The sequence below is a fragment of the Halanaerobium polyolivorans genome, assembly GCF_020711195.1.
GTDB lineage: Bacteria > Bacillota > Halanaerobiia > Halanaerobiales > Halanaerobiaceae > Halanaerobium > Halanaerobium polyolivorans.
Window position 1 is genome coordinate 17115 of record NZ_JAJFAT010000001.1, and the last position, 25650, is coordinate 42764.

Sequence of the window (25650 nt, forward strand, 5' to 3'; positions counted from 1 at the left end):
ATGCTAAAAAACTTAAGTAGACGTGAAAAAGTTCTCCTCCTGTTAGTATTTATTATTGCTGTGGGTGCTATTTATTACTTTTATTTCTATACACCACTAACTGAAGAAATTGCTGCTTTAGAGAGGCGGAGAGATGAAAGGAATAATCGCTTAAATGTAGCTATAAGTTATGCTGAGCGCTTACCAGAAATTAAAGCAGAATATTTAGCAATATTAGATGAACTTGCAGAGCGAGGAGTCTATGTAGAAAAAGATAGAATTGATTTATTAATAGATTATCGTGAAGCTGCAAAAGATAATGATTTAAAATTAGCTTTATTTAGACCTCAGATGCAAGAAAATGCTATTGCAATGAGTATTGAAATTCAAGGTGGTTTCAGAGAAGTAGTTAATCTTTTAGAAGATTTTAAAGACTGGAATTATTGGTTTGAGTTTAGAGAAGTTAATATTGGTCGTCATGAAGATGGAGTTCAAATCTCAATGAATACTCTTTATCATGATCGTTTAGTAGACCCAGAATTACTAAGGTTAGGAGTTGAGGCAGATGAGTAGAAAAGTAATTATTTTAATATTTTTATCTTTTGTTCTAATTGTTTTATTACCGTTTTCTGTCTTAGCTGAAGAAAATGAAGAAGATTTATATAGTGGAAAAGAATTTAGAAATCCTTTTGTAGAGTCACCGGTTTTAGAAGCAGAAAGAGAAGAAGAGGAAAGACCTGCCGAACCTGTTCTTACCTTTGCAGATATAAGGAGAGAATTACCCTTTAATCTTGATGGAATAATCAGTAGTGGAACAGATAGAATAGCACTGATTGATATTGGAGATAGGGTAGAGTTGGTTCGCGGTTATTACAGCAAAGATGGTTATGAATTACTTTCAATAGAAAGAGATAGTGTGATTGTTAGAAACCGTGGGTTTAGGTTTCGGTTAAAGATTGGAGGGGAAGTAGATGAGAGATAAAAAAGCAATTCTAATTTTAAGTCTTATTTTTATAATAATTTTTTCCGCGGGGGTTTCAGCAGGACCCGAAGGTATGATAGAAGATATGAACTTCCAAAATGCCGAGATAGCCGATGTATTAAGAGCTATAGCTGATATAGCTGATGTAAACCTTATTACTGATAGTACAGTAACTGGAACAACATCTGTTCATTTAAGGGATATATCTTTTCAAAAAGCTTTAGATTTAATTACACAAACCAATGATTTAACATATAGATGGGATAATAATACTATAGTTGTAGCAGAACCAGATAGAATTGAGAGAATATATGCAAATATAGTAACAGAATTTGTTTCAGTAAGATCTCAAGATATTGATGATATAGCTGTTATAGTAAGAGAGATATTCCCTGAAACACAAATTACATTAGATGCAGTAAGAAGGCAGTTCATTTTAAAAGGAGAAGAAACAAGAGTAGAAGAAGTTAAAGAAATGATCAATAGGCTTGATTCTGCTGCTGATCCTGACAGAGAAGTAAGACCAGGAGAAGAAGTAGAAATTATAGAGCGTTATACAGACAGTTATCAGGTTCTTAACGCAGATTTAGCAGATCTAGAATCTAAATTAAGACAGATTAATTTAAATGTAGAGATCAGAACTAACCCTCTGACAGATACTTTAACCTTAACCGGGAGTGAACAGGAGGTTAAAGAAGCATTATCTATGGTTGAGACATATGATAGCAGTTTAGAACCTGAAACAAGAAAATTAAGAGTAGACTATATTGATACAGAACAAATTAAAGAAATAATAGAAAACTTTTATCCAGATGTAAGGCTTCATGTTGATACACAAAGAAAGGAAATTATTATAAATGGAGCTAAAAACAAATTAGACGGTGTAGTTCAGCTTGTTAGTGAAATTAATGTTCCTCAATATCAAGTTATTATAGAAACAAGAGTAGAAGAAATATCTTCAGATTTTAGAAGAGAACTGGGAATGGAAAATTTGAGTGATTTTGCAGGTATCGATATTATTAGAAGATCTGATGTAAGAGATTCCGGAGATAATTATAAGATTCATAAACTTGATTTTACCTGGCCAGAATTCTTCAATCTTCTAGATGTTTCTTCAGAATCTACAACCCTGGCAAAACCCAGTTTGATGACATTAAATGGGCAAGAGGCTTCAATGTCTATTATTGAAGAAGTCCCTTATGAAATTATTGAGCGTGAAGATGATGGTACTAGAACTAGTACTTGGGAATATGTAGAAGCAGGTGTAGAACTGTTATTTACTCCCTGGATTACAGAAAATAATGAAATAGAATTAAAAATAGCACCACAAGTCAGTAGTTTTACTGAGTTAGAAAGAGAAGCTAGAGGGGATACTACTCCACCTCCACGCAAAAAAAGTAGAAGTATAGAAACAAATTTAAGATTAGAAGATGGTGAAACCTTTGCAGTAGGAGGTTTAATCCAAACTGATAGTGAAGGTACAATAAGAAAAATACCTTTATTAGGTGATTTACCTATTTTAGGAGAGTTATTTAAATCTAGAACTACTGTTGAGTCAACAAATGAGTTAATAATCTTTGTAACACCAAGGATTATTAAATATGGTGAAAGACCAGATACAATTGATCATTTAATTTCCTTACCTGATGATGAAGAAGCTGCTCCAGTTGAAGAAGAGGTTGTTACTGAAGAAGAAGTGGATTATGAAAACGATGCTCATGATGACTCAGTTGCAGAGGTTTTAAATGAAAGAGCTAGATCAAGAGAAGAAATATTAGCAGAATTTAGGGCCAGACAGGAAGAAAAAGAATTCCAACAGTTAAGCCCAGAAGAATTACAAGAAATATTAAATAAAAACAAGTAAATATATTAAGACTTTAAAAAGGCCGGGATTCCCGGCCTTTTTTTCGTTTGCCTGGCATGAATATTTACTAGTCAGTGAAAGTCTGATGCGGGGGTTAATAGTGCCAACCGCTAGCTGAAGACAAGGGTGTCCATCGTGAGGTGGAATCTGAAGGAAGTTGGAGGCAAAGCTTCGGTCTGAGGAACACGAACTGTATAAAGGCATATACCTGTGGGTGAGTTTGCGAAACAAAACAAAGCCCAAAACTATTCAAGACAGGAAGTGTAAATACAGCAGATAGATGAAGTGAAAGTAAATATTCTTAACCAGGGAAGGTCTGACAGTAAATTGTGGTGATGGATTTCTAAGCAATAAACTCTGCAGTAATGTAAGAGCTGAACTGTCAGAATGCAGCAGAAGTCATAGTAGATTGATGGATATATACACCAATTGAAGGATGAAACATTAGGAGGTTTCTTAGATTTGAACAACTCGACGGAAACACATAGAAAGCAGACAACTTCATATGAAGGCTACTCTCAGGAGAGAAGGCTGGAAGCTGGAAGTAATGAGAGAGTGCAGAGTGTTTCTGCGGCGTTGCCGAATGTGGGAAACGGTGAAAAGGCAGACTCCAGTAATCTAATGGAGAAAATTCTAGCGGCTCCTAATCTGAATAGAGCACATAAAAGAGTCGTAAAGAACAAAGGTAGCCATGGAATTGACGGAATGAGTGTAGATGAACTTCTACCTCACCTTAAAAGAAATGGCAACCAACTTTTGAAAGATGTACTGGAAGGTAACTACAAACCACAGGCAGTAAGAAGAGTAGAAATACCCAAGCCCAGTGGTGGAGTAAGACTACTTGGTATCCCAACAGTAATAGATAGAATGATACAGCAGGCAATAACACAACAGTTGACAACAATATTTGACCCAGGATTTTCAGAATACAGCTATGGTTTCAGACCTGGAAGAAATGCACACCAGGCAGTAAATAAAGCTAAAGAATATATAAATGACGGTTATACATGGGTGGTCGATATTGACCTTGAAAAGTATTTTGATACTGTTCAACATGATAAACTGATGTCTTTAGTAGCCAGAAAAGTACAGGATAAAAGGGTGCTGAAATTAATAAGAGCTTATCTTAACTCAGGTGTAATGATTGATGGTGTAATCAGTAAAACAGATAAAGGATGCCCGCAGGGTGGGCCTCTAAGTCCACTGCTTAGTAACATCATGCTGGATGAACTGGATAAAGAACTGGAAAAACGCAATCATAAATTCTGTCGCTATGCTGATGATAATCAGATCTATGTTAAAAGCAGGAAAGCGGCTGAAAGAGTTATGAAAAGTCTAACTGTATTTATTGAAAAGAAACTGAAACTTAAAGTTAATACAACAAAAAGTGCAGTCGGCAGACCCTGGAGAAGAAAATTCTTAGGGTTCTCATTTTATCGAATGAACGGTGAAGTAAGGATAAGAATCCACCCGAAATCAATCAAGAAGATTAAAGCAAAGATAAGAGAACTCACATCAAGAAGCAAGCCCTGGACAATGAAATATCGTTTTAAGAAACTAAAACAGACAATCACGGGCTGGGTCAGCTATTATAAAATAGCTGATATGAAAAGCAAGATGCGGGCTCTTGACCAGTGGGTAAGACGACGAATAAGAATGTGCTACTGGAAACGGTGGAAAAAGGTCAAAACTCGCTTTAGAATGCTCAGGAAATTAGGTATTAAAGAAGCTAAAGCGTGGGAATATGCTAACACAAGAAAAGGCTACTGGAGAATATCCAATAGCCCTATACTTGCAAGAACCTTTACCAACCAGTTATTAAAGAAACTGGGATACTTTAGTTTTACGGAAAGATATGCACAAGTAATTAACTCTTAATGAACCGCCCAGTACCGAACGGTACGCTGTGGTGGTGTGAGAGGACGAGAAATAAATTAATTATTTCTCTCCTACTCGATTTGTTAATTTACTTAAAATAGTGTAAAATAAAAAATAAGGAAAAAATTTGAATTATCAATCTTTGTTAAATTATTAAATATCTAGATTTGACGTAACTCATATATAAAGGGAGGACTACAAATGTCTTTAAGAAATGAAGATGGAGCAGCTTTAATACTAGTTTTACTTTTTCTATTAGTTGGTACTGTATTGGTAGGAGCATTATTTACTTCTGTTAGAGGTCATATCAGTACTTCTGTACATGAAGAGTCAATTGCAAAAGCATTTCATAATGCAGATTCTGGGGTTGAATTTATAAATAGTAGGCTTAATCAGATACAATTAAATGATATCGAAGAAAATTATAGTCTCAAGTTAGAAAATGGAGAAATTGAGTTTAATTCTGCAGATAACTGGATTGATGGAGAAGATTTGGGTTTAGATGAAAGTAAGATCAAGTTTAAAATAACTGCAGATGATTTAGATAATGAAAATGGAGATTTTTTTATTTCTAAAGGACTTTACAGAGCTAATAATGATAGAGAATATACTCAAGAGATTAGATTTGCTATTTCTTTTGGTTCAGGTTCTGGAATGAGAAATTTTAATATTCAAGACAGAGAGATTGGAGAGAATGATGAATATTATAGAATTGATGGTCAAGATGGAGACATAAAAAAAGCAATAAATATTGATGATTGGGGAACAGAATCTTTTGCAGAATTTTCTAATATATTTTTAAATGATGATTTTTTTGATTTTGATGATCCTGATAATTTAAAATTTGATACTGATAAATTTGTAACAATTGATTCTAAAATTGAAAATGATTTAAAAGATTCTATTATTTATGTAGCTTCAGATTTAGAAATTAGTCATTCTGATGTAGAAAATTCTATAATCGTAATAAATGGAAAAATGGAAATGGGAGCCCAAACTAATATAATTAATTCTGTAATTATCGTTAGAGACTATGTTGAAATGTCGGGAGCTTCATCTGCTAAAGATTGGGAAAACCCTACATTTTCTGTATTCGGAAAAAACTCAAAATCACATGGAAATAGAGAATATTATCTTAGATTAAGTGGTGTAGGTAGTTTTGATGTAGGAGCTGATAGTTCACAACTTCCCGATGATTTTAGAAATGAAGTATCTATCAGTAGCTGGGAACAATTATAGAAAGTGAGGTATGATTAATGAAATTTTTAAAAAAAGAAGATGGAATTACTTTAATAGAAATTATGGCTTCACTTGTCTTAATTTTAATACTTATAATTGGATTTTCAGGTGCTTTTATAAATGGTCTAAGATCTGAAGCTTTGGTTGATCAAAGGCTTGAAGCAAGAAGAATAAGTGATTCAATAATTGAGAGGCTGCGTAATAATAGAGGTGATTGGGATATCTCTACCTCTATTGATGATTATTCTCTGCACCTTGTTGAAAAAGGTGATAATGAAAATTCAGGTGTAGATATCATAGTCAGTTATGATGAAGTTGAAACTAACTTATTTTTATTTGAGATAACTTGGGAAGACAGAAATTACAGTAATGAGATACTTTTAACTGGCGGTGATGATTTATGATTAAAATTATTAGGGAACAACTAAAATCAGATGAAGGATTTACATTATTAGAAGTTATATTGGCTTTGTCCATAATAACAATTTTAGTTTCTATAAGTACAGGGGCCATACTTAATGCTTTTAATGTTGTCACTCCAAGCACGGAAAGAATGAGTGCAAAACAATTTGCGGAAATTAGATTAACCGAAATTTCTGCTTATGCAAGAAATGCTGAAGATATTGATGTTGATAATGATATAATAATGACTAATAAAGATGAAGAAATAAAGCAAGAAAATAGTAAAATTATAATTACGGATAAAGATTCTCAAATAATAATTAGAAGCTTTTCAAATATTAAAGAGTTTAATATTACAAATGATAATAGTGTTTATGAAATAGAAATCAAAAAGTGTAGAGATTCTGAGTGTAATGAAACAGTATCTGTAAAAACAGAAATTAAACCTAGAAATATAGATAGTAATGAGCAAAATAATTAAATGGTTAATTATAAAGTTAATATTATTTTTTCTTTTTATAATTCTAATTATAATTCTATAGATAAAAATATCCCAGCTGAAAGGCTGGGATTTTAACATTCTAGATTATAAATCATTGGTATTAATTCAGTTCTGCTGCTGGCACCACACTTATTAAATAAATGGCTGATATGTTTTTTTACCGTATTAACAGAAATAAATAATTTGGCGGCAATTTCTTGATTGCTTAAGCCCTGGATGGTTAATTTTAAAACTTCTTTTTCTCTATCTGTTAAATTATATTTATTGGCACTTTTATTGATTAGTTTTTCATTATTTATTTGGTTTTCTCTTTTTAACTTATTGATCTTATATAATTTATAGAGATGGTTTGCACTATGTTCGCTGATTAATTTTAAATAGACTAAATCGTTTAATTCAAAATTACCATCTTCTTTTCTTCTGAATATACTGATTGTGCCCAATAAATTATCATCAAAATGGATATCTATTCCACAGGAATAGAATAGATTATTACTTTGGAGAAAATCATTAAAGTATTCTGTATTAATCCATTTCTTGTAATTCATTAAGTCAGTACTTCTAATTGGTTCAGGTTTATCAAAAGCAATTTTACGGATATCATCTAATTTATAATAATAATTTTGATAAGCTTGGAGGGCAGAATTGCTGATATTAAAACAGATTGGTTCTTTTAGTTCTTTTTTTTCTTTTTCACAGAGAAAAAAGTTGGCTGCATAAAATGGTATTAATTTATTAAGCTCTTGAATAAAATAATGAGAGTATTTATTTAAATCCATAATTTTACCTGTTTTAGCAATAAAGGCAAATATTTTCTCCCATTCTATTTTTTCTAAGCTATTCATGCTAAAATCCTCCCAAATATTATACTAAAGTGTAATATAACTTTTTGCTAGATAGTGATATTATTATTATATAGTTATGGGAAATACAAAATAATCCTGCATGGGAGGGAAATTCGATGAGAAAAAAATTTATTGTAGTGGGTATGGTTTTTATTCTATTAATTGTTTTATCAGGAGTTACAGCAGCCTATAGTCTAGACAGGGTATTTAGCCAGATGCTTGGTGCTAAAAGTTTAGTTTATGCAGATTGGCAGATGGATTATTTAGTTCCATTAGATCCAGGTGAACTAAATAAGGGTGATTACAGGTTTACAGCTAATGTGGGGAGGTTAGAGCCTAAATTAGCTGCTGATGGTTTTCTAAGTGCTGATAACAATGTCAATAATTTTTATCTAGCTTTAGACACAGGGATCAGGGATAATCTTTACATGCGTTTAAGTCTGGATTATGTACCTGATTGGAAGGTTGAAGATTATGATTCAGACCATAAAATATATAATGTCTTTTTTGATTATAAAACAGAAAGTGATAACAGCCTCTATTTTGGCTATAATCGCTTTAAATTAAACAGTGAGTATACTGGAGATATTGAGGGTGTTACTGGTGAAGATTCAAGAGTCAATTACTATTTTGTTGGTTATGAGATGAGAGGTTCATTTTTAAGTAATAATGGAGAAGAATAGTACTTAAAATAAAGATTGAATTACTTAAAAAATAATCAAAATGAAATAAAGTTCTTTTGGAGAATAGCTCCCTTTTTTGGGGAGCTTTTTTCTCTTTATAATTCTTGACATTTAAACGAATTAACTATATAATTTATAAGCAATACATATATGATAGCAGATAGTATAGCTATAGTAATTTATCTATAAATTGAGTAGGTTTAAACTACAATTTATTATATATTAAGGAGGACGATCAGTGAGTAGAAATATTTATCTAAACGGTGAGATAGTTCCCGAAGATGAGGCAAAAATTTCAGTTTTTGATCATGGTTATTTATATGGTGATGGTATTTTTGAAGGGATAAGAGCCTATAGTGGTAGAGTATTTATGCTTGATGACCATATTAAGCGCCTTTATGAGTCTGCAAAAACTATCATGTTAGATATACCTCTAAGTCCTGAAGAGATGGAAGAAGCGATTTTAAATACAATCAGGGCTAATCAATTAAGAGATGCTTACATAAGAGTTGTTGTCTCTAGGGGTGTGGGGGATTTAGGATTAGATCCTCGTAAATGTGATAAGGCTACAGTAGTTATTATAGCCAGTGCTATTCAACTCTATGATGAGGAACTTTATGAAACCGGACTTAAGCTTGTGACCGTACCTACCCGGAGAAATGGGCCGGAGATGGTTAATCCTCGCATTAAATCTTTAAATTATTTAAATAATATTATGGCTAGAATAGAGGCTAATTTAGCAGAAGCTCCAGAGGCCATAATCTTAAATAGTGATGGTTATGTTGCTGAGTGTACAGGAGATAATATCTTTATTATCGAAGGTAATACCCTCTATACTCCACCTAAATATGCAGGAATCTTAAAAGGAACCAAAAGAGAAGTTGTGCTGGAAATAGCGGAAGAAATGGGATTAGAAGTCAAAGAAGAGCTCTTTACCAGACACGATATCTTTATAGCTGATGAGTGCTTTTTAAGTGGAACTGCAGCTGAGGTTATTCCAGTAGTAGAAGTTGACGGCAGAACTATTGGTGAAGGAAAAGTTGGTAGTAAAACTACCAAACTTATTGCCAGATTTAGAGAAATAGCTCATACAAGTGGTAAAGAGATTTATCAAGCTTAAATTCTTTTACTTTAGTAGTTAGGATTAAGGAGGAAATAATGAGAAGTGATAAGATAAAAAAAGGCATAGAAAGAGCCCCACATAGATCTTTACTCTATGCATTAGGGCTTTCAGATGATGATATAAATAAACCGCTGATTGGTATTGCCAATTCAGCTAATGATATAATTCCCGGGCATAAACACTTAGATGATATAGCAAAGGCTGCCAAACATGGTATTACAGCAGCTGGAGGAACTGCTCTATCATTCTCTACCATCGGTGTTTGTGATGGGATAGCGATGGGTCATGAAGGAATGAGATTTTCTCTGGCCAGTCGGGAGATAATTGCAGATTCGGTAGAAGCAGTTGTAAGTGGACATCAGCTTGATGGACTTGTTTTGGTACCCAACTGTGATAAGATAGTACCCGGAATGATGATGGCAGCAGCCAGACTCGATATTCCCGCTATTGTAATCAGTGGTGGACCGATGAAGGCAGGTAATTACTGTGGAGAAGCAATTGATTTACACAATGTTTTTGAAGCAGTTGGCTCCGTTGTATCAGGTAAGATGGAGGAAGAAGAACTGGAGCTAATTTCTAAAAGAGCCTGTCCAGGAGCAGGATCCTGTGCAGGTATGTTTACAGCAAACTCTATGAATTCGATGGCTGAAGCACTGGGGATTGCTCTACCTGGTAATGGGACAATTCCAGCTGTAAATGCAGACAGAATTCGACTGGCAAAAGCGGCCGGTAAAGCAGTAATGAAACTTGTTGAAGAAGATATTAGACCTTCAGATATCTTAACAAGGGCTGCTTTTGAAAATGCAATTGCGGTTGATATGGCTTTAGGCTGTTCAACCAATACAGCCCTCCATTTACCCGCTATTGCTCATGAAGCAGGAGTTGAGATAGAATTAGAACACTTCAATGAGGTCAGTGATAAGGTACCTCATATCTGTAGTTTAACTCCAGCAGGTTTAAACCATATGGAAGATTTAGATCAGGCCGGGGGAATCCATGCCGTAATCAATGAACTTTATGAGGCAGGATTGGTTGAGGGAGATGTTCTAACAGTAAGTGCTCAAACCTTAAAAGAAAATCTAGCAGCTATCAACTTTATTGACCATGAGATTATTCGTCCTCTCGATAATCCTTACCATCCCAGAGGAGGACTTGCTATTTTAAAGGGTAATATTGCTCCTCAGGGTTCTGTAGTTAAGAGAGCAGCAGTTGCCGATAAAATGAAAGAGCATCGTGGGCCTGCTCGAGTATATTCAAGTGAAGAAGAGGCCATAAAAGCGATCAATGGGGGGGAGATTGTTCCCGGTGACGTAGTTGTGATTAAAAATGAAGGTCCTAAAGGTGGACCAGGAATGAGAGAGATGTTAGCTCCTACTTCAGCTTTAGCTGGAATGGGACTTGATGAATGTGTAGCTTTAATCACAGATGGTAGATTTTCCGGAGCTACCAAAGGTGCAGCTATAGGGCATGTATCTCCAGAAGCTGCAGCAGGAGGTCCAATTGCTGCAATTGAAGAAGGAGATATTATCCATATCGATATGGATAACTTTGTACTTGAAGTAGAACTATCTGCAGAAGAACTTGCGGCAAGGATGGAAAAGGTTGAAGCATATATACCTGAGGTAAGTGGTTATTTAAAACGTTATGCAAAACTGGTTGGCCCTGCTTCAAAAGGAGCAGTTTTTGAATAAAAATCAAAATAATCAGTACTTATCGGTATTAATTACTGGTAGGTATTGATTATTTATAAATAATTTAGTATAGTATGATTAAATACTAATAATTTCTAGTATAGATAAAATATTATATTATGATGAAGTTTCAACAATATCAAGTAGTAGAGTAGAGTTTTGCTTCATCTAAGATATTATATAATTTATTTAATCTAGAGCTTTAAACTAAAATATATAACTATTAATTTAATTTTTTAAATATTTCTTTTTACATATTTAGAAAATATAATTTGGGAATCTTTATAATTCTTACTTAGATTAGTTTTAGTTAGTGCTTTAGATAAAATTATAGCTGATATCTTAGACCTATTTTCTGCCTTGGATAATTGTATTCAGGGCTATTTTTATATATTTTTTTAAAATCACCTGGAGGTGAATTTATGCCAAAATTGAATGGTGGACAAATTATTATCGAATCATTAAAGAAAGAAAATGTTGATGTAGTCTTTGGTTATCCGGGAGGAGCTGTTATTAATCTTTATGACGCCCTATTTTCTTCTTCCCTTAAACATTATTTGGGACGGCATGAACAGGGAGTAATTCATGCAGCTGATGGTTATGCAAGAAGTACAGGTAAGGTTGGAGTCTGTATTGCAACCTCTGGGCCAGGTGGAACAAATCTTGTTACAGGTTTGGCAACAGCTCAGATGGATTCTGTACCGATTGTGGCTTTTACAGGTCAGGTACCGAGTTCTTTAATCGGTAAAGATGCTTTTCAGGAAGCAGACATTACAGGGATTTCTTTACCAATTACCAAACATAACTTTTTAGTTACCGATATCAAAGATCTACCAAGAACTATCAAAGAAGCATTCTATATTGCCAGAACCGGTAGACCGGGTCCTGTTTTAATTGATCTGGCTAAAGATGTAACTCAGGCAGAAATGGAATTTGAATATCCTGATTCTATTGATTTACCTGGTTACAGACCTACCTTTGAAGGTCATAAATTACAGATTAATAAAGCTGCTAAGGCAATCAATAGTGCTAAAAAACCATTACTTTATGTTGGAGGAGGGGCAGTAATCTCTGGAGCAGACCAGGAGATTAGAGCTCTGGTAGAAAAGGCTAAAATACCGATTACTACAACCTTAATGGGACTTGGAATTTATCCAGAAGATAAGGAGCTTGCTTTAGAAATGCTGGGAATGCATGGGACTCAATATGCAAACCTTGCTACCACAGAAGCAGACCTACTGATAGCGGTTGGAGCCCGTTTTGATGACAGGGTAACAGGAAAACTGGATGAATTTGCAGCTGATGCAGATATAGTGCAGATCGATATAGATCCGGCAGAAATCGGGAAAAATGTTGATGTGACCGTACCGATCGTAGGAGATATTAAAACCGTTTTAAATGAGCTCTTACCCCATATAGATGAAAAAGAAATGGGAGAATGGCAGCAGAGAATCAAAGAACTCAAAGAAAAATATCCACTTAAATACGAAGATGATGGTAGTGAGGTAATCAAACCACAGTATGTGATGGAAGAAATAGATAAATTTACTGATGGAGATGCAACCATTGTAACCGAAGTTGGTCAGCATCAAATGTGGGCTGCTCAGTTCCATAAATACCAGAAACCGCGTCAGTTTTTAACCTCAGGTGGACTGGGAACTATGGGTTATGGACTTCCAGCAGCAATTGGTGCTCAAATAGGTCAGCCCGATGAAAAAGTTATTTTAATTGCAGGTGATGGTTCTATTCAGATGAATCTACAGGAATTGGGAACCGCCCAGACATATAATATTCCCATCAAAGTTTTAATCTTTAATAATAACTATTTGGGGATGGTTAGACAGTGGCAGGAGTTCTTTTTTGATAAAAGATATGCTTCTACCAAAATACCTGCTCCTGATTTTATTAAAATGGCAGATGCTTATGGGATCTGGGCAAAAAGAGTTGAGAAGAAAAGCGAATTAGATGCTGCTTTAAAAGAGGCGATGGAACATAATGGTCCGGTAGTTCTGGACATCAAGATTCCAGAAGAAGAAAATGTTTATCCGATGGTACCAGCTGGTGCTGGCTTAAAAGATATGATAGGGGGATAAAAAATGACACATATTTTATCAGTTTCTGTTCTTAATAAACCAGGTGTTCTAACAAGGGTTGCAGGTCTTTTTAGTCGTCGTAACTTTAATATCGAAAGTCTCAATGTTGGTAAAACAGAAAATCCTGAAATATCAAGGATGACAATAGTAGTTCATGGAGACGAAAAAACCTTAGAACAGGTTACCAAACAGCTCCATAAGCTGATCAATGTTTTAAAGATCAAAGAACTTGATCAAAATCAAATCGTGGAAAGAGATTTAATTTTAATCAGGGTTAAATGTACCCGCAAACAGCGCTCTGAAATCATTCAAATTGCTGATACTTTTAGAGCTCAAATTGTAGATGTAGCTGCAGATAGTTTGATGATCGAAGCTACAGGTACCCAAGATAAATTAGAAGCTTTAACAGAATTACTGCGTGATTTTGGGATTGCTGAATTTGTTAGAACAGGAATTGTTGCTTTAAGCAGGGGTCAGGCAGTAGAAAGATAATTATAAAATAAAAGGGGATAGATACAATGGAAATTTATTATGATAAAGATGCAGATCTAAAGTACTTAGAAGATAAAACAGTAGCGGTTATTGGTTATGGAAGTCAGGGTCATGCCCAGGCACAAAACCTTAAAGATAGTGGAGTAAAAACTATTATTGGTTTAAGAAAAGAAAGCAGCAGCTGGGAAGTTGCCGAAAAAGATGGTTTTGATGTTTATACAACTGCAGAAGCAAGTGCAAAAGCAGATGTTATTCAGATTTTAATTCCAGATATCAAACAGGCTTCTGTCTTTAAAAATGATATTGAAGGGAACCTAGAAGATGGCAATACTCTGGTTTTCTCCCATGGATTTAATATCCATTATGATCAGATAGTTCCACCAAAAAATGTAGATGTAATAATGGTAGCACCTAAAAGTCCAGGTCACCTGGTGAGAAGACTTTATGTAGATGGTAAAGGTGTTCCCGGTTTACTGGCAGTTTATCAGGATTATACTGCAAATGCCTATGCTATTGGTTTAGCTTATGCTAAAGCTATTGGCTGTACTCATGCCGGTGTAATCGAAACCAGCTTTAAAGAAGAAACAGAAACAGATCTCTTTGGAGAACAGGCTGTTTTATGTGGTGGAGCAACAGCACTGGTAAAAGCCGGTTTTGAAACTTTAGTTGAAGCAGGCTATCAGCCGGAAATAGCCTATTTCGAGTGTTTAAATGAACTTAAGCTGATCGTTGATCTAATGTTTGAAGGTGGAATTTCAACAATGCGTGATTCTATCAGTGATACAGCCCAATATGGAGATATTATGGTTGGACCGAAAATAATAGATGATCATGTTAGAGAAAATATGAAAGAGGTACTGGCAGATATTCAAAATGGAGAATTTGCCCGTAACTGGATCTTAGAAAATCAGGCAAATAGACCTGTATTTAATTCTCTAACCAAAAAAGACGAAGAATCCTTAATTGAGGAAGTAGGAGCTAGATTGAGAAAGATGATGTCATGGATTGACTAAATAAGGTGGTGAAGCAAGATGAAAACAGTTAAGTTTTTCGATACAACATTAAGAGATGGTGAGCAATCTCCAGGTGTAACTTTAATTCCTGAAGAAAAACTTGCCATTGCTAAACAATTAGAAAAAATGAGGGTTAATGTCATAGAAGCAGGTTTTCCCATCGCTTCAGATGGAGACTATAATGCGGTTAAAATGGTGGCAGATAATATTAGTGAAATTGAGGTTGCTGCTTTATGTAGATGCCGCAAAAAAGATATAGATAGAGCCTGGGATGCCCTTAAAGGTGCTGCTAAACCGAGGCTGCATATCTTTATCGCTTCTTCTCCCATTCATTTGGAATACAAACTTAAAATGACTGAAGATGAGGTTTTAAACAGTGCTGTTGAAGCTATCAAATATGCCAAACAGTATACAGATAATATCGAGTTTTCAGCTGAAGATGCTGCCCGGAGTGATGTTGACTTTTTATGCAGATTATTAAATGCTGTAATTGAAGCTGGAGCTAAGGTGGTTAATATTCCTGATACAGTAGGTTATACTGTACCAAGTGAATTTGGTAATTTAATTAAAACAATCAGAGAAAATACGCCTTTAATCGATCAGGCAGAGATCAGTGTCCACTGTCACAATGATTTAGGATTGGCAGTTGCCAACTCTCTGGCTGCAATCGAAAATGGAGCTACTCAGGTAGAGGTCTCTGTTAATGGAATCGGGGAAAGAGCTGGTAATGCAGCCTTAGAAGAGATTGTAATGGCTCTTTATACCAGACAGGATTATTATGATCTAGAGATAACCCAGGATACAACCCAAATTGCTAGATTAAGCAAACTTGTTTCTAACTCTACCGGGATGTCCATCCAGCCCAATAAGGCTATCGTTGGGGCCAATGCTTTTGCCCATGAATCAGGTATCCACCAGGATGGGGTAATCAAAGAAAGAACAACCTATGAGATTATGGATGCTAAAACAATAGGTTTAGAAGAAAACAAGCTTGTCTTAGGTAAACACTCAGGTCGGCATGCTTTAAAGGACTTCTTAGAAAAGTATGACTATCAGCTTGATGATAAAACCTTTAATAATTTCTTCAAAAGGTTTAAAGACCTGGCAGATAAAAAGAAAAATGTCAGTAATGCAGATATTTTTGCCTTACTTGACAATGAACTTTATGATTATGACAAGGTTTATGAGCTGGAATACATTTCAGTTATGACAGGTAAAGGACTATTACCAACTGCTACTATAAGGCTGATCAAAGATGATGAGGTTATTCAGACAGCAGCCTGTAATGGGGATGGACCTGTAGATGCGATATTCCAGACTATCAATGAATTAACAGGTATTGAAGATATTAAATTAATGTCCTATAAAGTTGATGCAGTAACAGAAGGTAAAGATGCCTTAGGTGAATCATTTGTAGCAGCTGAGATAGATGGTAAGATCTATACAGGCCGTTCATCTCAAACCGATATTACCGAGGCAAGTGCAATTGCTTATCTAGATGCTATAAATAAATATCTTGTCTATAATAAGAATAATAAAAAGTCTTAAATTATATAAATCAATAAGAGGAGTGGATATTTAGATGGGAATGACGATGATCGAAAAAATCCTTGCAGCTCATACAGAATATGATGAGCTTAAACCGGGGCAGATAGTTAATGCTGAGGTTGATATCGTATTAGGTAATGATATCACCACACCGGTTGCAATAGAGGAATTTAATAAAATTGGTGTTGAAACTGTATTTGATAAAGATAGGGTAGTTATTGTACCTGACCACTTTGCGCCAAGCAAAGATATTCAGGCAGCTGAGCAGGTAAAAATGCTGCGTGAATTTGCCCGCAAACATGAGCTGACAAATTTCTTTGAAATCGGTCAGATGGGTATAGAACATGTGCTGCTGCCGGAAAAAGGTCTTGCCTTACCGGGAGAGATCATTGTCGGTGCTGACTCCCACACCTGTACTTATGGTGCCTTGGGTGCTTTAGGAACAGGGGTAGGAAGTACTGATATGGCTGCCGCTATGGCAACAGGTAAAGCCTGGTTTAAAGTACCTCCAACGATTAAATTCGTTTATACTGGAGAACTACAGCCCTGGGTTAGTGGTAAAGACTTGATCCTCTATACTATCGGTAAGATCGGTGTAGATGGTGCTTTATATAAAGCTATGGAATTTACCGGAGAAGCTATTTCTAATCTTTCTATGGACGGTAGAATGACCATGTCTAATATGGCCATCGAAGCTGGTGGAAAAGCCGGTTTGATCGAAGCTGATGATAAAACAGTTGAGTATTTAAAAGGTAGAGCGGTTAGAGACTACAATATCTATCAAAGTGATGAAGATGCAGAATATGAAGAGGTAATAGAGATTGATGTAAGTCAAATCGAACCTCAGGTTGCTTTTCCAAGTCTGCCCGATAATACAAGAGGTGTGAGTGAAGCTGGTGAGGTCAAGATCCATCAGTCAGTAATCGGCTCCTGTACAAATGGTAGAATCGAAGACTTGAGAGCAGCTGCTAAAATTCTTGAATTTAATAAGATTCATCCCGATGTACGCTGTTTGATCTTCCCTGGTACCCAGGATATCTATAAGCAGGCTGTTAATGAAGGTCTGGTAGAAATCTTCATTGAAGCAGGTGCTGCCTTTAGCACCCCAACCTGTGGACCGTGTCTTGGTGGACATATGGGTATTTTAGCTGAAGGAGAAAGAGCCATCTCTACAACCAACCGTAATTTTGTCGGTAGAATGGGCTCACCTAAAAGTGAAGTATATCTATCAAGTCCAGCAGTTGCAGCAGCATCAGCAGTTAAAGGCTATATTGCTGCTCCAGAGGAGGTAATCAAATAATGAAATTAAAAGGAAAAGTATTTAAATATGGTGATAATGTAGATACAGATGTAATTATTCCTGCCCGTTATTTAACTTCTTCCTCACCAGAGGTCCTAGCAGCCCACTGTATGGAAGATATAGATGCAGACTTTGCCGAAAAGGTAGAAGCAGGTGATATAATAGTTGGTGGTAAAAACTTTGGTTCAGGTAGTTCTAGAGAACATGCCCCACTAGCTATTAAATATGCAGGAGTAGCCTGTGTTGTTGCTGAAAGTTTTGCCAGAATCTTTTACCGTAACTCTATCAATATCGGGCTTCCTATATTAGAGTGTCCGGAAGCAGTAGAAGCAACTGAAGCTGGAGATACTCTTGAGGTTGATATTGATCAGGGTATAGTTAAAAACTTGAGAACAGGTGAAAGTTATCAGGCAGAGGCATTTCCACCTTTTATGCAGGAAATTATTAAAGATGGCGGCTTAATCGAGCACATCAAAAAGGTGGGTGTATAATGAGTAATATAGCCTATATTCCAGGTGATGGAATCGGAGAAGAGGTAACAAGACAGGGACTTAAGGTACTAGATTATTTTAATGATAAACATCAATTAGGACTTAAGTTTGAAAAGTTCGATTTAGGTGCAGAAAGATATCTCAGAACAGGAGAAATTATGCCTGATGGGGTTTTAAATAAGCTGGAAACCTTTGATGCAATCTATCTTGGTGCTGTGGGTGACCCCAGAGTTGAGCCAGGTCTTTTAGAAAAAGGTATTTTGCTAAAACTCCGCTTTTATTTTGATCAATATATCAATCTGCGACCTATTAAATTATATAAAGAAGAATTTTCCCCACTTAAAGGGAAAGGTGTCAAAGATATCAACTTCACAGTTGTAAGAGAAAATACTGAAGGTATTTATGCCGGTATCGGTGGTTTTCTTAAAAAAGATACCCCTGATGAGGTAGCTACTCAGGAGATGATTTCAACCCGTAAAGGTGTAGATAGAATTATTAAATATGCCTTTGAATATGCTCAAAAATTCGGTAAAGAGCCTAAATTAACTGTTTGTGATAAGAGCAATGTTTTAACTTATGCTCATAATCTCTGGCAGAGAGCTTTTAAAGCAATGGGAGAAAATTATCCAGATGTAGCTCAGGATCATTATCTGGTAGATGCAATTACCATGAAGATGGTTCGTAATCCGGAGATATTTGATGTAATTGTAACCTGTAATATTTTCGGTGATATTATTACCGACCTTGGAGCCGAAATCCAGGGAGGTATGGGAATGGCTGTTTCAGGTAATATCAACCCAGACAGTATTTCAATGTTTGAACCTGTACATGGAAGTGCACCTGATATTGCCGGGCAAAATATTGCCAATCCCCTGGCAGCTGTTTTAGCAGCTGCAATGATGCTGCAGCAGTTGGGTCACCCAGAACTGGCCGAAAAAACAGAGGCTGCTGTTGTAGATGCCCTATCTAAAAACATGATTACAGGTGATATTGGGGGGGATCTCAGCACTGACGAAGTTGGTGACTATTTAGTTCAGTCAATCAAAACAAATGAGGAAGGTGAGAATGATGCAGAGTGGGATTAAAAACTTATGATACAACTTTAAGAGATGGTTCACAGGGAGAAGGAGTTTCTTTATCCCTTGATGACAAGTTAAGAATTGCTAGACAGCTGGATCGTTTTGGAATCGATTTTATTGAAGGTGGTTGGCCTGGCTCCAATCCAAAAGACGAGGATTTTTTCAGAGAAGCCCAGAATATGGAATTTGAGCACGCTGAAATCACCGCTTTCAGCTCAACAAGAAGAGCAAATATGAAGGCAAGTGAAGACCCTAATATCTTGAAATTGGTTGATTCTGGGGTTAATTATGTCACTATTTTTGCTAAATCATGGGATTTTCATGTTACCGAAGCCCTTGAAGTACCACTACAGGAAAATATCGACATGATCACTGATACTATTAACTTTTTAAGAGCAAAGGGACTTAATGTAATCTATGATGCTGAGCATTTCTTTGATGGTTATGTAAACAACCCTGAATATGCTCTGAAGACCTTAAAAGCTGCTGAAGATGCAGGTGCTGAGGTTTTGGTCTTATGTGATACAAATGGTGGTATGCTGCCCAGTCAGGTAAGAGAGATTATGCAGGAGGTCAAAAAACATGTTAAAACTGACCTCGGCATTCATGCTCATAATGATGGTAATTTAGCTGTAGCAAATTCACTGGCAGCCTATGAGGAAGGTGCGGTTCATTTTCAGGGAACAGTTGGTGGTTTAGGTGAGCGCTGTGGTAATGCAGATCTCTGCAGTATTATACCCAGCTTACAGCTTAAATATGAAGAAAGATTGGTTTCTGATGAACAGCTTAAACAGCTAAAACCACTCTACTTTTTTGTTACAGAAACCGCTAATTTGATTCCTAAAAATAATATGCCTTATGTTGGTAAAAGTGCTTTTACTCATAAGGGTGGAATCCACGTAAGTGCGGTTCGTAAAAATCCAAATACCTATGAGCATATTCAACCAGAACTGGTCGGAAATGAAAGAAGGGTATTGGTATCAGAGCTGGCTGGAAAAAGTAATTTAAAATATAAGTTAAAAGAATTAGGTTTTAAGCTTGAAGATTTCTCCAATGAGATGATCAGAAAACTGATAAAAAGGGTTAAGAAACTTGAAAACCAAGGTTATCAGTTTGAAGGTGCAGAGGCATCTTTGATCCTCTTAGCTTTTAGGGAATTTAAAGGCTATAAATCATTTTATGAAATCGAAGACTTTAGAACCTATAGTAATAATAGGGGTGAGCAGACTCACTCCGAAGCCGTGGTAAAAATGACAGTTAAGGGAGAAAAGGTTCATATAGCTGCTGAAGGTGATGGACCGGTTAATGCCCTTGATAATTGTTTCCGTAAAGCACTGGTTTCTTTTTATCCTGAGATCACAGAAACCAAATTGATAGATTATAAGGTGCGGGTTTTAAATGGAAATGATGGAACTGCAGCCAAGGTAAGGGTGCTGATCGAAACAGCAGACCTAGAAAAGTCTTGGACAACAATTGGGGTTTCAACCAATATTATTCAGGCTTCCTGGGATGCTCTTTTAGACAGTATTGAATACTGGCTCTTGATAGAAGATGGCTTAGGTTATAAATAAAAATTAATCAATGAATTAAGACAGCTGGCTTAAATGCCAGCTGTTTTTTTATGGGCAAAAAGATTTTTTTCTAAAATTTTTTGTAATTTTTTAAAAAATATTAAAAGGGTTTAGATTACTGTTATTTAGCAGAAGAGAGCTATCAAATATTTAACTATATATAAAATATATAGTCTAAATATATAAAAAATACCAATTTAATGCAGGATTTTTCTAATATATCTAGAATAAGGAATTACGATAGTAAAATATTAGCAATTTTCAAGCAATATTTATAAATATGGAAAATATTTAATATAAATCTGTTTTTTGTTAAGGAAGTGAGAGCTTTGTGAATGATTTTTCTGAATTTCTCTATCAAGAAGAGTTGATTGACAAAAGTGTTTATCAGTCTCTCTTAGAAATAAAAGCAGAAAACAAGCTAGAGGCAGTAATTCTTTATTTAAGAGATAAACAGTGCTGTAATAAAGATCACCTACTTGCTAAAATATCAGAATATTTCAACATCGACATATATGGGGAAGATGATATTAAAATAGAGGCTGAATTAAGCCAAATTTTAAGCTTGGCTGAGGTAGAAAAATATAATATTTTAGCTTTGAAAAAAGAAAAACAAATATTATATTTGGGCTGTCTTTATCCCTTATCTCCAATTTTTAAGGAAAATCTCAGGTTTAAATATAAAAGTGAGATCAAAGAATTACTAATGAGTGCAGCTGATTTTCAAAGCCTTAAAGAAAAATTATTCAGCAGCTATTACAGTATTGATCCCGCAGAGATACTAAAAGAATTTAGCCAGGTAGAAAGACTTGACAGTGATGATATCAAAGGTTTAAAAAGTCTTGTTGATGATGCTCCGGTTGTAAAACTATTAAATAATTTGCTCAATGAAGCAATTTCCTTAGCAGCCAGTGATATTCATTTAGAAGCTAAACAAAATAGTTTTGAGATCTTTTATCGCATAGATGGGATTATAAAAAAATATTATCAATTCCCTTTAGCCTGTGCAGCAGCGGTAATCTCCAGAATAAAGATAATATCTGGGATGGATATTACCAACAAACACCTCCCTCAGGATGGTAAGCTGGAATTTAAATTTAAAGCAGAAAACTATGATATTAGATCTTCGGTAATTCCAACTATCTATGGAGAAAAGGCAGTACTAAGACTCTTATTAAGAAACAGTCAGTTATTAACAGTCAATAATTTGAATTTTAGCCCTCATAATCAAAAACGCTTTCAAGAATTATTGAATTATCATTCTGGAATCATTCTTTTAGCAGGACCAACCGGAAGTGGTAAAACAACCAGCCTATTTGCCATTTTAAATGAACTTAGTTCAGAGAATTTAAATATAATCACCATCGAAAATCCGGTTGAATATAAACTACCTGCTTTAAATCAAATTGAGATCAATCCTGCTCAGGGCTTAAGCTATGCCAGAGCCTTAAGGTCAATTTTGCGTCAGGATCCTGATATCATAATGATCGGTGAGATCAGAGATAAAGAAACAGCCGAAATAGCTGTAAGGGCTTCAGTAACCGGTCACCTGGTTTTAAGCACTGTCCACACCATTGATGCTGTATCTGCAGTCTTAAGGTTGATTGAGATGGGGATACCCCCCTATTTGATCGGCAGCACCTTAAATGCTGTGGTTGCCCAAAGATTATTAAGAAAACTCTGTCCTGAATGTAAAAAAGTTGAAAGGGATAAAAATACATATCCAGAAAAGCTGCAGAAAAAATTTAAGGCTAAAAAAATATATCAGGCGGTTGGCTGCAGTAAATGTTCAAACAGCGGTTATAAAAATAGAACTGCAGCAGCAGAAATACTATTTGTCAATGAAAAGATAAGAGAATTAATTAGCAGCAATTATTCTAGACTAAAACTAAAACAGGCAGCCAAAGAATCAGGGATGAGAAGCCTTTTTGCCGATGCCGCTTTTAAAATCTCTCAGGGAGAAAGTTCGATTGCAGAACTACTGAGGGTAATTAATCTAGAAAGGAGCTGAGTAAAATCATTTTCAAAAAAGATTTTAATTTAAAATTTTTTTGCTCTCAGCTTCATATATTACTTAAAACAGGTCTTTCTTTAACAAAATCATTATTGGTACTTTCTAAACAGATGAGCTCTGAAGAAGATAAAAAGCTAATCCAGGAGATATTAAAAGATCTAGAAAAAGGAAATAGCCTAGCAGAATCACTAGCAAAAAAAGAAGAATTCCCCCCACTATTTACCTCAGTAATCAAAGCAGGAGAAAAAACAGGCAGTCTTGTTCAGGTCATAAATAATCTAGAGAAATACTATCAAAATCAAAGTGATCTCAAAAATAAGCTGCATAAAGTCTGCTTTTATCCTATCACAATCCTAACAACCCTAATAATCTCAGCAGTATTTTTAATGAAAATAATCATGCCTATTTTTTTAGAATTATTTGCAGAATTCCAGGGCCAGCTTCCCTTATTAACTAGAATTTTTTTAAGGCTGAGCCTGATCATTGAAGAATATTTATTTTTAATCTTATTAGTATTTTTAACCCTAATACTGAGTTTAATTTATCTATTTCTAAGCCAGAAAGAGAACGGAATCTTAGAAAAAATAATATTTAAGGTCCCTATTTTAGGCAGATTATATCAATATTTAATTCTAACTAAAATAGCCTCTTATTTAGCTATATTTTTAAAAAGTGGGATGAAACTGCTTCCGGCTTTAAAACTATTAGAAAATATAATAGCAAGCCATCAATATAAATTATTTATTAATAATACAATTTTAGCTGTTTCAAAGGGTGGTTCTTTAACCGAAAGCTTTGCCGATAAAGATCTGATTCCAGATACATTTTATTATCTGCTCTTAAGCGGTGAAGAAACCGTCCAAATGGAAACCATGTTAGAAAGATCAGGTGATTATTATTACCAAAAACTAAAATTAGGTTCAGAGAGACTGCTGCAGTATTTAGAGCCTTTTTTAATCACATTAACTGCAGTTTTTGTAGCTCTTCTTGCTGCAGCGGTAATCACACCGATGTTCCAGCTTTACTTGATTATTTAGCTTAAAAAACAAAGGAGGACTATAATGAGTAAATTATTAAAAAGAATAGCTAGGAAAAAAGAGGGATTTACTTTAATAGAACTTTTAATCGTGATTTCAATAATCGGTATTTTGATGAGCATAGCGGTTCCAACTTTTAGTGGGGTCAAAGATAGGGCCAACATAACGGTAATCAAGAGTGATCTTCATAATATTATGCATGGTTTAGAAATGTATTATATGGATAATCATAGTTATCCAGGAACTAATGAAGGATCAGATATAAGTGATGTTCTCGGCTCAGAAGCTTTAGCTTTAAATAATGCTGCTGCTGACTACAGTTACTTGGCTGATGCAGCTGAAGATGCAGAACAATATATTATCTATTATGAGCTTGATTCAAATAATTATTATTACTTTCATTCTGAAGAAGGTAAAGTTGATGGACCAGATGTAACAGCTCCTTCTTTTGAAAGCTGAGCAGGGTTATACTCTGCTCGAATTGATGCTAGTTTTGCTGGTGGTGGGGATTTTGTTTAGCAGCTCATACCTTTATCGAGCTAATACTGCTCAGCATCATAAGTTGGGAGAGCTTATTGATAGCTTAGGGGTAGAGTTCAGGTGGGCCAGAAACAGGGCTGTAATAGATAATCAAAGCTATATATTTAGGATCTACAGCAGCCCTAATTCTGGGCAGAATGAAATCCCCTATTATTTTTACACCATCGAAGAGGGCAGAGAAGTTATCAAGAAAAAGGGAAGTTATCCGGCTCACTTTTTAGTTTACAAAACACTTGATCATCAATTGATCACAGATCAATATTATGAATGGATTAGATTTAGCAATACTTCTGCTGCCAGGGGTGGGACAATCGCTTTTTCTGCTCCTGGCTCAAAAATCTATTCTATAACTGTAAATCAACTGGGGAGGGTTAGAATTGAAAAATGAAGCTGGTTTTTCACTGCTTGAGATAATTATCACGATTTCTCTGGCTGGAATTGTACTGGCTGTGATGAGTAGAACTATTAAAACAGGTTTGGAGATAAACAGTTTTTTGGCAGATAAAAATGATGCAGTAAACTGGACGGAGTCTCTTTTAGAAGCGTTTCGCTCCAAGGAATTTGACTTAAGTGATTCTGAGCAGAAGATTGAGGCTGAGTTTTTAAAACAGCTGCAGATTTTAGAAAGTGAAGAGCTGCAGAAAAATTATGAACTGCATAAAATAGAGCTCAGCCCTTATGAGAATAATGGGGTTATTTATGAAGGTTTATATAAGCTAAAGATTATTGTCAATTATAACTGCAGAGATCGGGAGAGAAAACATGAACTTATTACTCTTCTTAAAGAATAGATTTAAGGATGATAGTGCTTTTACCCTGCTGGAAGTGATTTTAGTAATCACCATTTCCACAGTTCTGGCAGGGGTCTTTTTAAACCTTCTGCTTGGCCTTTATGCAGATCAAGCTTATTTTACTGCCTATTCTAAGCTTAATTTAGATGCCTATCTGCTGGTAGATATTATGGCAGAACAGCTAAAATATGCTCAGCAGATAGATTTAATTTCTGAAAGAGAAGTTCAGCTTTTTGCTTACTATAATGGCAAAGAACAGTGGATAAGCTATAATCTTCAGTCACAAGAAGATGGTCAAACTTTGGCTCGTGGTCTGGGGGGAGAAGACTATCTGCAGAAAGATTTTAAGAGAAATCTTTCCTTACTTGAAAATGTGCAGAGTTTAGAATTTAAATATCTGCAAGCAAACTTATTGGAGCTTAGCTTAGTAATTGAGGCAGATGATCAGCTGCTAGAGCTTAAGAGACTGGTTCAGATTTAAATTGTGAAAGGA

Annotated in this window: 25 protein-coding genes; 24 read left to right on the forward strand and 1 reads right to left on the reverse strand. The window is 35.3% G+C overall.

The genetic code is table 11. The annotated features are described in order from the left end of the window. The 7 genes from LJ207_RS00110 (at position 1) to LJ207_RS00140 (ending at position 6825) form a co-directional block, all read left to right on the forward strand. Entirely contained in the window at positions 1-552 is a 552-nt protein-coding gene (locus LJ207_RS00110) for a type IV pilus inner membrane component PilO (RefSeq protein ID WP_229342878.1), read from the forward strand. Further along, entirely contained in the window at positions 545-961 is a 417-nt protein-coding gene (locus LJ207_RS00115) for a hypothetical protein (protein WP_229342880.1), read from the forward strand. The genes LJ207_RS00110 and LJ207_RS00115 overlap by 8 nt, the downstream gene beginning before the upstream one ends. Further along, positions 951-2825 carry a secretin GspD/PilQ domain-containing protein gene (locus LJ207_RS00120; protein ID WP_229342882.1) on the forward strand — a complete coding sequence of 625 codons (1875 nt, stop codon included), beginning with the start codon at positions 951-953 and terminating at the stop codon, positions 2823-2825. The genes LJ207_RS00115 and LJ207_RS00120 overlap by 11 nt, the downstream gene beginning before the upstream one ends. Before the next feature lie 462 nt (positions 2826-3287). Beyond that, on the forward strand, positions 3288-4703 hold the full coding sequence (gene ltrA / locus LJ207_RS00125) for a group II intron reverse transcriptase/maturase (RefSeq protein ID WP_369414132.1): 1416 nt from the start codon (positions 3288-3290) through the stop codon (positions 4701-4703). Between the two features lie 201 nt (positions 4704-4904). Then, positions 4905-5942: a hypothetical protein gene (locus tag LJ207_RS00130; protein WP_229342886.1), complete on the forward strand. Its 1038-nt coding sequence runs from the start codon at positions 4905-4907 to the stop codon at positions 5940-5942. 17 nt (positions 5943-5959) lie between these two features. Continuing rightward, entirely contained in the window at positions 5960-6346 is a 387-nt protein-coding gene (locus tag LJ207_RS00135; protein ID WP_229342888.1) for a type IV pilus modification PilV family protein, read from the forward strand. Continuing rightward, a complete protein-coding gene (locus tag LJ207_RS00140) occupies positions 6343-6825 on the forward strand; it encodes a prepilin-type N-terminal cleavage/methylation domain-containing protein (protein ID WP_229342890.1) in 483 nt (160 codons plus the stop codon). Before LJ207_RS00135 ends, LJ207_RS00140 begins: the two co-directional genes overlap by 4 nt. A gap of 92 nt (positions 6826-6917) precedes the next feature. Here LJ207_RS00140 and LJ207_RS00145 read toward each other — a convergent pair whose 3' ends face one another. Continuing rightward, positions 6918-7691, reverse strand: a complete 774-nt coding sequence (locus tag LJ207_RS00145; RefSeq protein WP_229342892.1) for a response regulator transcription factor — start codon at positions 7689-7691, stop codon at positions 6918-6920. Positions 7692-7807: 116 nt separating this feature from the next. Here LJ207_RS00145 and LJ207_RS00150 point away from each other — a divergent pair, with 116 nt between their 5' ends. The 17 genes from LJ207_RS00150 to LJ207_RS00230 all read left to right on the forward strand — a co-directional run bounded on the left by LJ207_RS00150 (position 7808) and on the right by LJ207_RS00230 (position 25638). After that, positions 7808-8374 carry a hypothetical protein gene (locus LJ207_RS00150; protein ID WP_229342893.1) on the forward strand — a complete coding sequence of 189 codons (567 nt, stop codon included), beginning with the start codon at positions 7808-7810 and terminating at the stop codon, positions 8372-8374. A 238-nt stretch (positions 8375-8612) separates the two neighbouring features. After that, a complete protein-coding gene (ilvE, locus tag LJ207_RS00155) occupies positions 8613-9494 on the forward strand; it encodes a branched-chain-amino-acid transaminase (protein ID WP_229342895.1) in 882 nt (293 codons plus the stop codon). A 38-nt stretch (positions 9495-9532) separates the two neighbouring features. Further along, positions 9533-11188, forward strand: coding sequence for a dihydroxy-acid dehydratase (gene ilvD, locus LJ207_RS00160; RefSeq protein WP_229342897.1), 1656 nt, complete (start codon positions 9533-9535; stop codon positions 11186-11188). A 422-nt stretch (positions 11189-11610) separates the two neighbouring features. Then, positions 11611-13281: a biosynthetic-type acetolactate synthase large subunit gene (ilvB, locus tag LJ207_RS00165; RefSeq protein WP_229342899.1), complete on the forward strand. Its 1671-nt coding sequence runs from the start codon at positions 11611-11613 to the stop codon at positions 13279-13281. Between the two features lie 3 nt (positions 13282-13284). Further along, positions 13285-13773 carry an acetolactate synthase small subunit gene (gene ilvN / locus LJ207_RS00170; protein ID WP_229342902.1) on the forward strand — a complete coding sequence of 163 codons (489 nt, stop codon included), beginning with the start codon at positions 13285-13287 and terminating at the stop codon, positions 13771-13773. Between the two features lie 26 nt (positions 13774-13799). Continuing rightward, positions 13800-14786 carry a ketol-acid reductoisomerase gene (gene ilvC, locus LJ207_RS00175; RefSeq protein ID WP_229342904.1) on the forward strand — a complete coding sequence of 329 codons (987 nt, stop codon included), beginning with the start codon at positions 13800-13802 and terminating at the stop codon, positions 14784-14786. Between the two features lie 18 nt (positions 14787-14804). Beyond that, positions 14805-16334 (forward strand): 2-isopropylmalate synthase, encoded by a 1530-nt coding sequence (locus LJ207_RS00180; RefSeq protein ID WP_229342906.1) that lies wholly within the window; start codon positions 14805-14807, stop codon positions 16332-16334. A gap of 34 nt (positions 16335-16368) precedes the next feature. After that, the gene (leuC, locus tag LJ207_RS00185) at positions 16369-17634 is read left to right on the forward strand and encodes a 3-isopropylmalate dehydratase large subunit (RefSeq protein WP_229342908.1); all 1266 of its coding nucleotides are present in this window, start codon (positions 16369-16371) and stop codon (positions 17632-17634) included. Beyond that, positions 17634-18125, forward strand: coding sequence for a 3-isopropylmalate dehydratase small subunit (gene leuD / locus LJ207_RS00190; RefSeq protein ID WP_229342910.1), 492 nt, complete (start codon positions 17634-17636; stop codon positions 18123-18125). The genes leuC and leuD overlap by 1 nt, the downstream gene beginning before the upstream one ends. Further along, complete coding sequence (locus LJ207_RS00195) at positions 18125-19210, forward strand: 3-isopropylmalate dehydrogenase (RefSeq protein WP_229342912.1); 1086 nt, start codon at positions 18125-18127, stop codon at positions 19208-19210. Before leuD ends, LJ207_RS00195 begins: the two co-directional genes overlap by 1 nt. After that, positions 19201-20775 carry a citramalate synthase gene (gene cimA, locus LJ207_RS00200; RefSeq protein WP_229342914.1) on the forward strand — a complete coding sequence of 525 codons (1575 nt, stop codon included), beginning with the start codon at positions 19201-19203 and terminating at the stop codon, positions 20773-20775. The genes LJ207_RS00195 and cimA overlap by 10 nt, the downstream gene beginning before the upstream one ends. Positions 20776-21106: 331 nt before the next feature. Beyond that, complete coding sequence (locus LJ207_RS00205; RefSeq protein ID WP_229342916.1) at positions 21107-22786, forward strand: GspE/PulE family protein; 1680 nt, start codon at positions 21107-21109, stop codon at positions 22784-22786. Between the two features lie 8 nt (positions 22787-22794). After that, positions 22795-23826, forward strand: coding sequence for a type II secretion system F family protein (locus LJ207_RS00210; protein WP_369414133.1), 1032 nt, complete (start codon positions 22795-22797; stop codon positions 23824-23826). Between the two features lie 24 nt (positions 23827-23850). Further along, a complete protein-coding gene (locus LJ207_RS00215) occupies positions 23851-24285 on the forward strand; it encodes a type IV pilin protein (RefSeq protein WP_229342920.1) in 435 nt (144 codons plus the stop codon). Then, positions 24275-24754 (forward strand): prepilin-type N-terminal cleavage/methylation domain-containing protein, encoded by a 480-nt coding sequence (locus tag LJ207_RS00220; RefSeq protein ID WP_229342922.1) that lies wholly within the window; start codon positions 24275-24277, stop codon positions 24752-24754. Before LJ207_RS00215 ends, LJ207_RS00220 begins: the two co-directional genes overlap by 11 nt. Next, complete coding sequence (locus LJ207_RS00225) at positions 24744-25157, forward strand: type IV pilus modification PilV family protein (RefSeq protein ID WP_229342925.1); 414 nt, start codon at positions 24744-24746, stop codon at positions 25155-25157. Before LJ207_RS00220 ends, LJ207_RS00225 begins: the two co-directional genes overlap by 11 nt. Beyond that, complete coding sequence (locus LJ207_RS00230) at positions 25129-25638, forward strand: type II secretion system protein (RefSeq protein WP_229342927.1); 510 nt, start codon at positions 25129-25131, stop codon at positions 25636-25638. Before LJ207_RS00225 ends, LJ207_RS00230 begins: the two co-directional genes overlap by 29 nt. The last annotated feature ends 12 nt before the right edge of the window (positions 25639-25650 follow it).

Coding starts and splice junctions, on each gene's coding strand:
- LJ207_RS00110 (WP_229342878.1), top strand. CDS start 1: ATGCTAAAAAACTTAAGTAGACGTGAAAAAGTTCTCCTCCTGTTAGTA.
- LJ207_RS00115 (WP_229342880.1), top strand. CDS start 545: ATGAGTAGAAAAGTAATTATTTTAATATTTTTATCTTTTGTTCTAATT.
- LJ207_RS00120 (WP_229342882.1), top strand. CDS start 951: ATGAGAGATAAAAAAGCAATTCTAATTTTAAGTCTTATTTTTATAATA.
- LJ207_RS00130 (WP_229342886.1), top strand. CDS start 4,905: ATGTCTTTAAGAAATGAAGATGGAGCAGCTTTAATACTAGTTTTACTT.
- LJ207_RS00135 (WP_229342888.1), top strand. CDS start 5,960: ATGAAATTTTTAAAAAAAGAAGATGGAATTACTTTAATAGAAATTATG.
- LJ207_RS00140 (WP_229342890.1), top strand. CDS start 6,343: ATGATTAAAATTATTAGGGAACAACTAAAATCAGATGAAGGATTTACA.
- LJ207_RS00145 (WP_229342892.1), bottom strand. CDS start 7,691: ATGAATAGCTTAGAAAAAATAGAATGGGAGAAAATATTTGCCTTTATT.
- LJ207_RS00150 (WP_229342893.1), top strand. CDS start 7,808: ATGAGAAAAAAATTTATTGTAGTGGGTATGGTTTTTATTCTATTAATT.
- ilvD (WP_229342897.1), top strand. CDS start 9,533: ATGAGAAGTGATAAGATAAAAAAAGGCATAGAAAGAGCCCCACATAGA.
- ilvB (WP_229342899.1), top strand. CDS start 11,611: ATGCCAAAATTGAATGGTGGACAAATTATTATCGAATCATTAAAGAAA.
- ilvN (WP_229342902.1), top strand. CDS start 13,285: ATGACACATATTTTATCAGTTTCTGTTCTTAATAAACCAGGTGTTCTA.
- ilvC (WP_229342904.1), top strand. CDS start 13,800: ATGGAAATTTATTATGATAAAGATGCAGATCTAAAGTACTTAGAAGAT.
- LJ207_RS00180 (WP_229342906.1), top strand. CDS start 14,805: ATGAAAACAGTTAAGTTTTTCGATACAACATTAAGAGATGGTGAGCAA.
- leuC (WP_229342908.1), top strand. CDS start 16,369: ATGGGAATGACGATGATCGAAAAAATCCTTGCAGCTCATACAGAATAT.
- leuD (WP_229342910.1), top strand. CDS start 17,634: ATGAAATTAAAAGGAAAAGTATTTAAATATGGTGATAATGTAGATACA.
- LJ207_RS00195 (WP_229342912.1), top strand. CDS start 18,125: ATGAGTAATATAGCCTATATTCCAGGTGATGGAATCGGAGAAGAGGTA.
- LJ207_RS00215 (WP_229342920.1), top strand. CDS start 23,851: ATGAGTAAATTATTAAAAAGAATAGCTAGGAAAAAAGAGGGATTTACT.
- LJ207_RS00230 (WP_229342927.1), top strand. CDS start 25,129: ATGAACTTATTACTCTTCTTAAAGAATAGATTTAAGGATGATAGTGCT.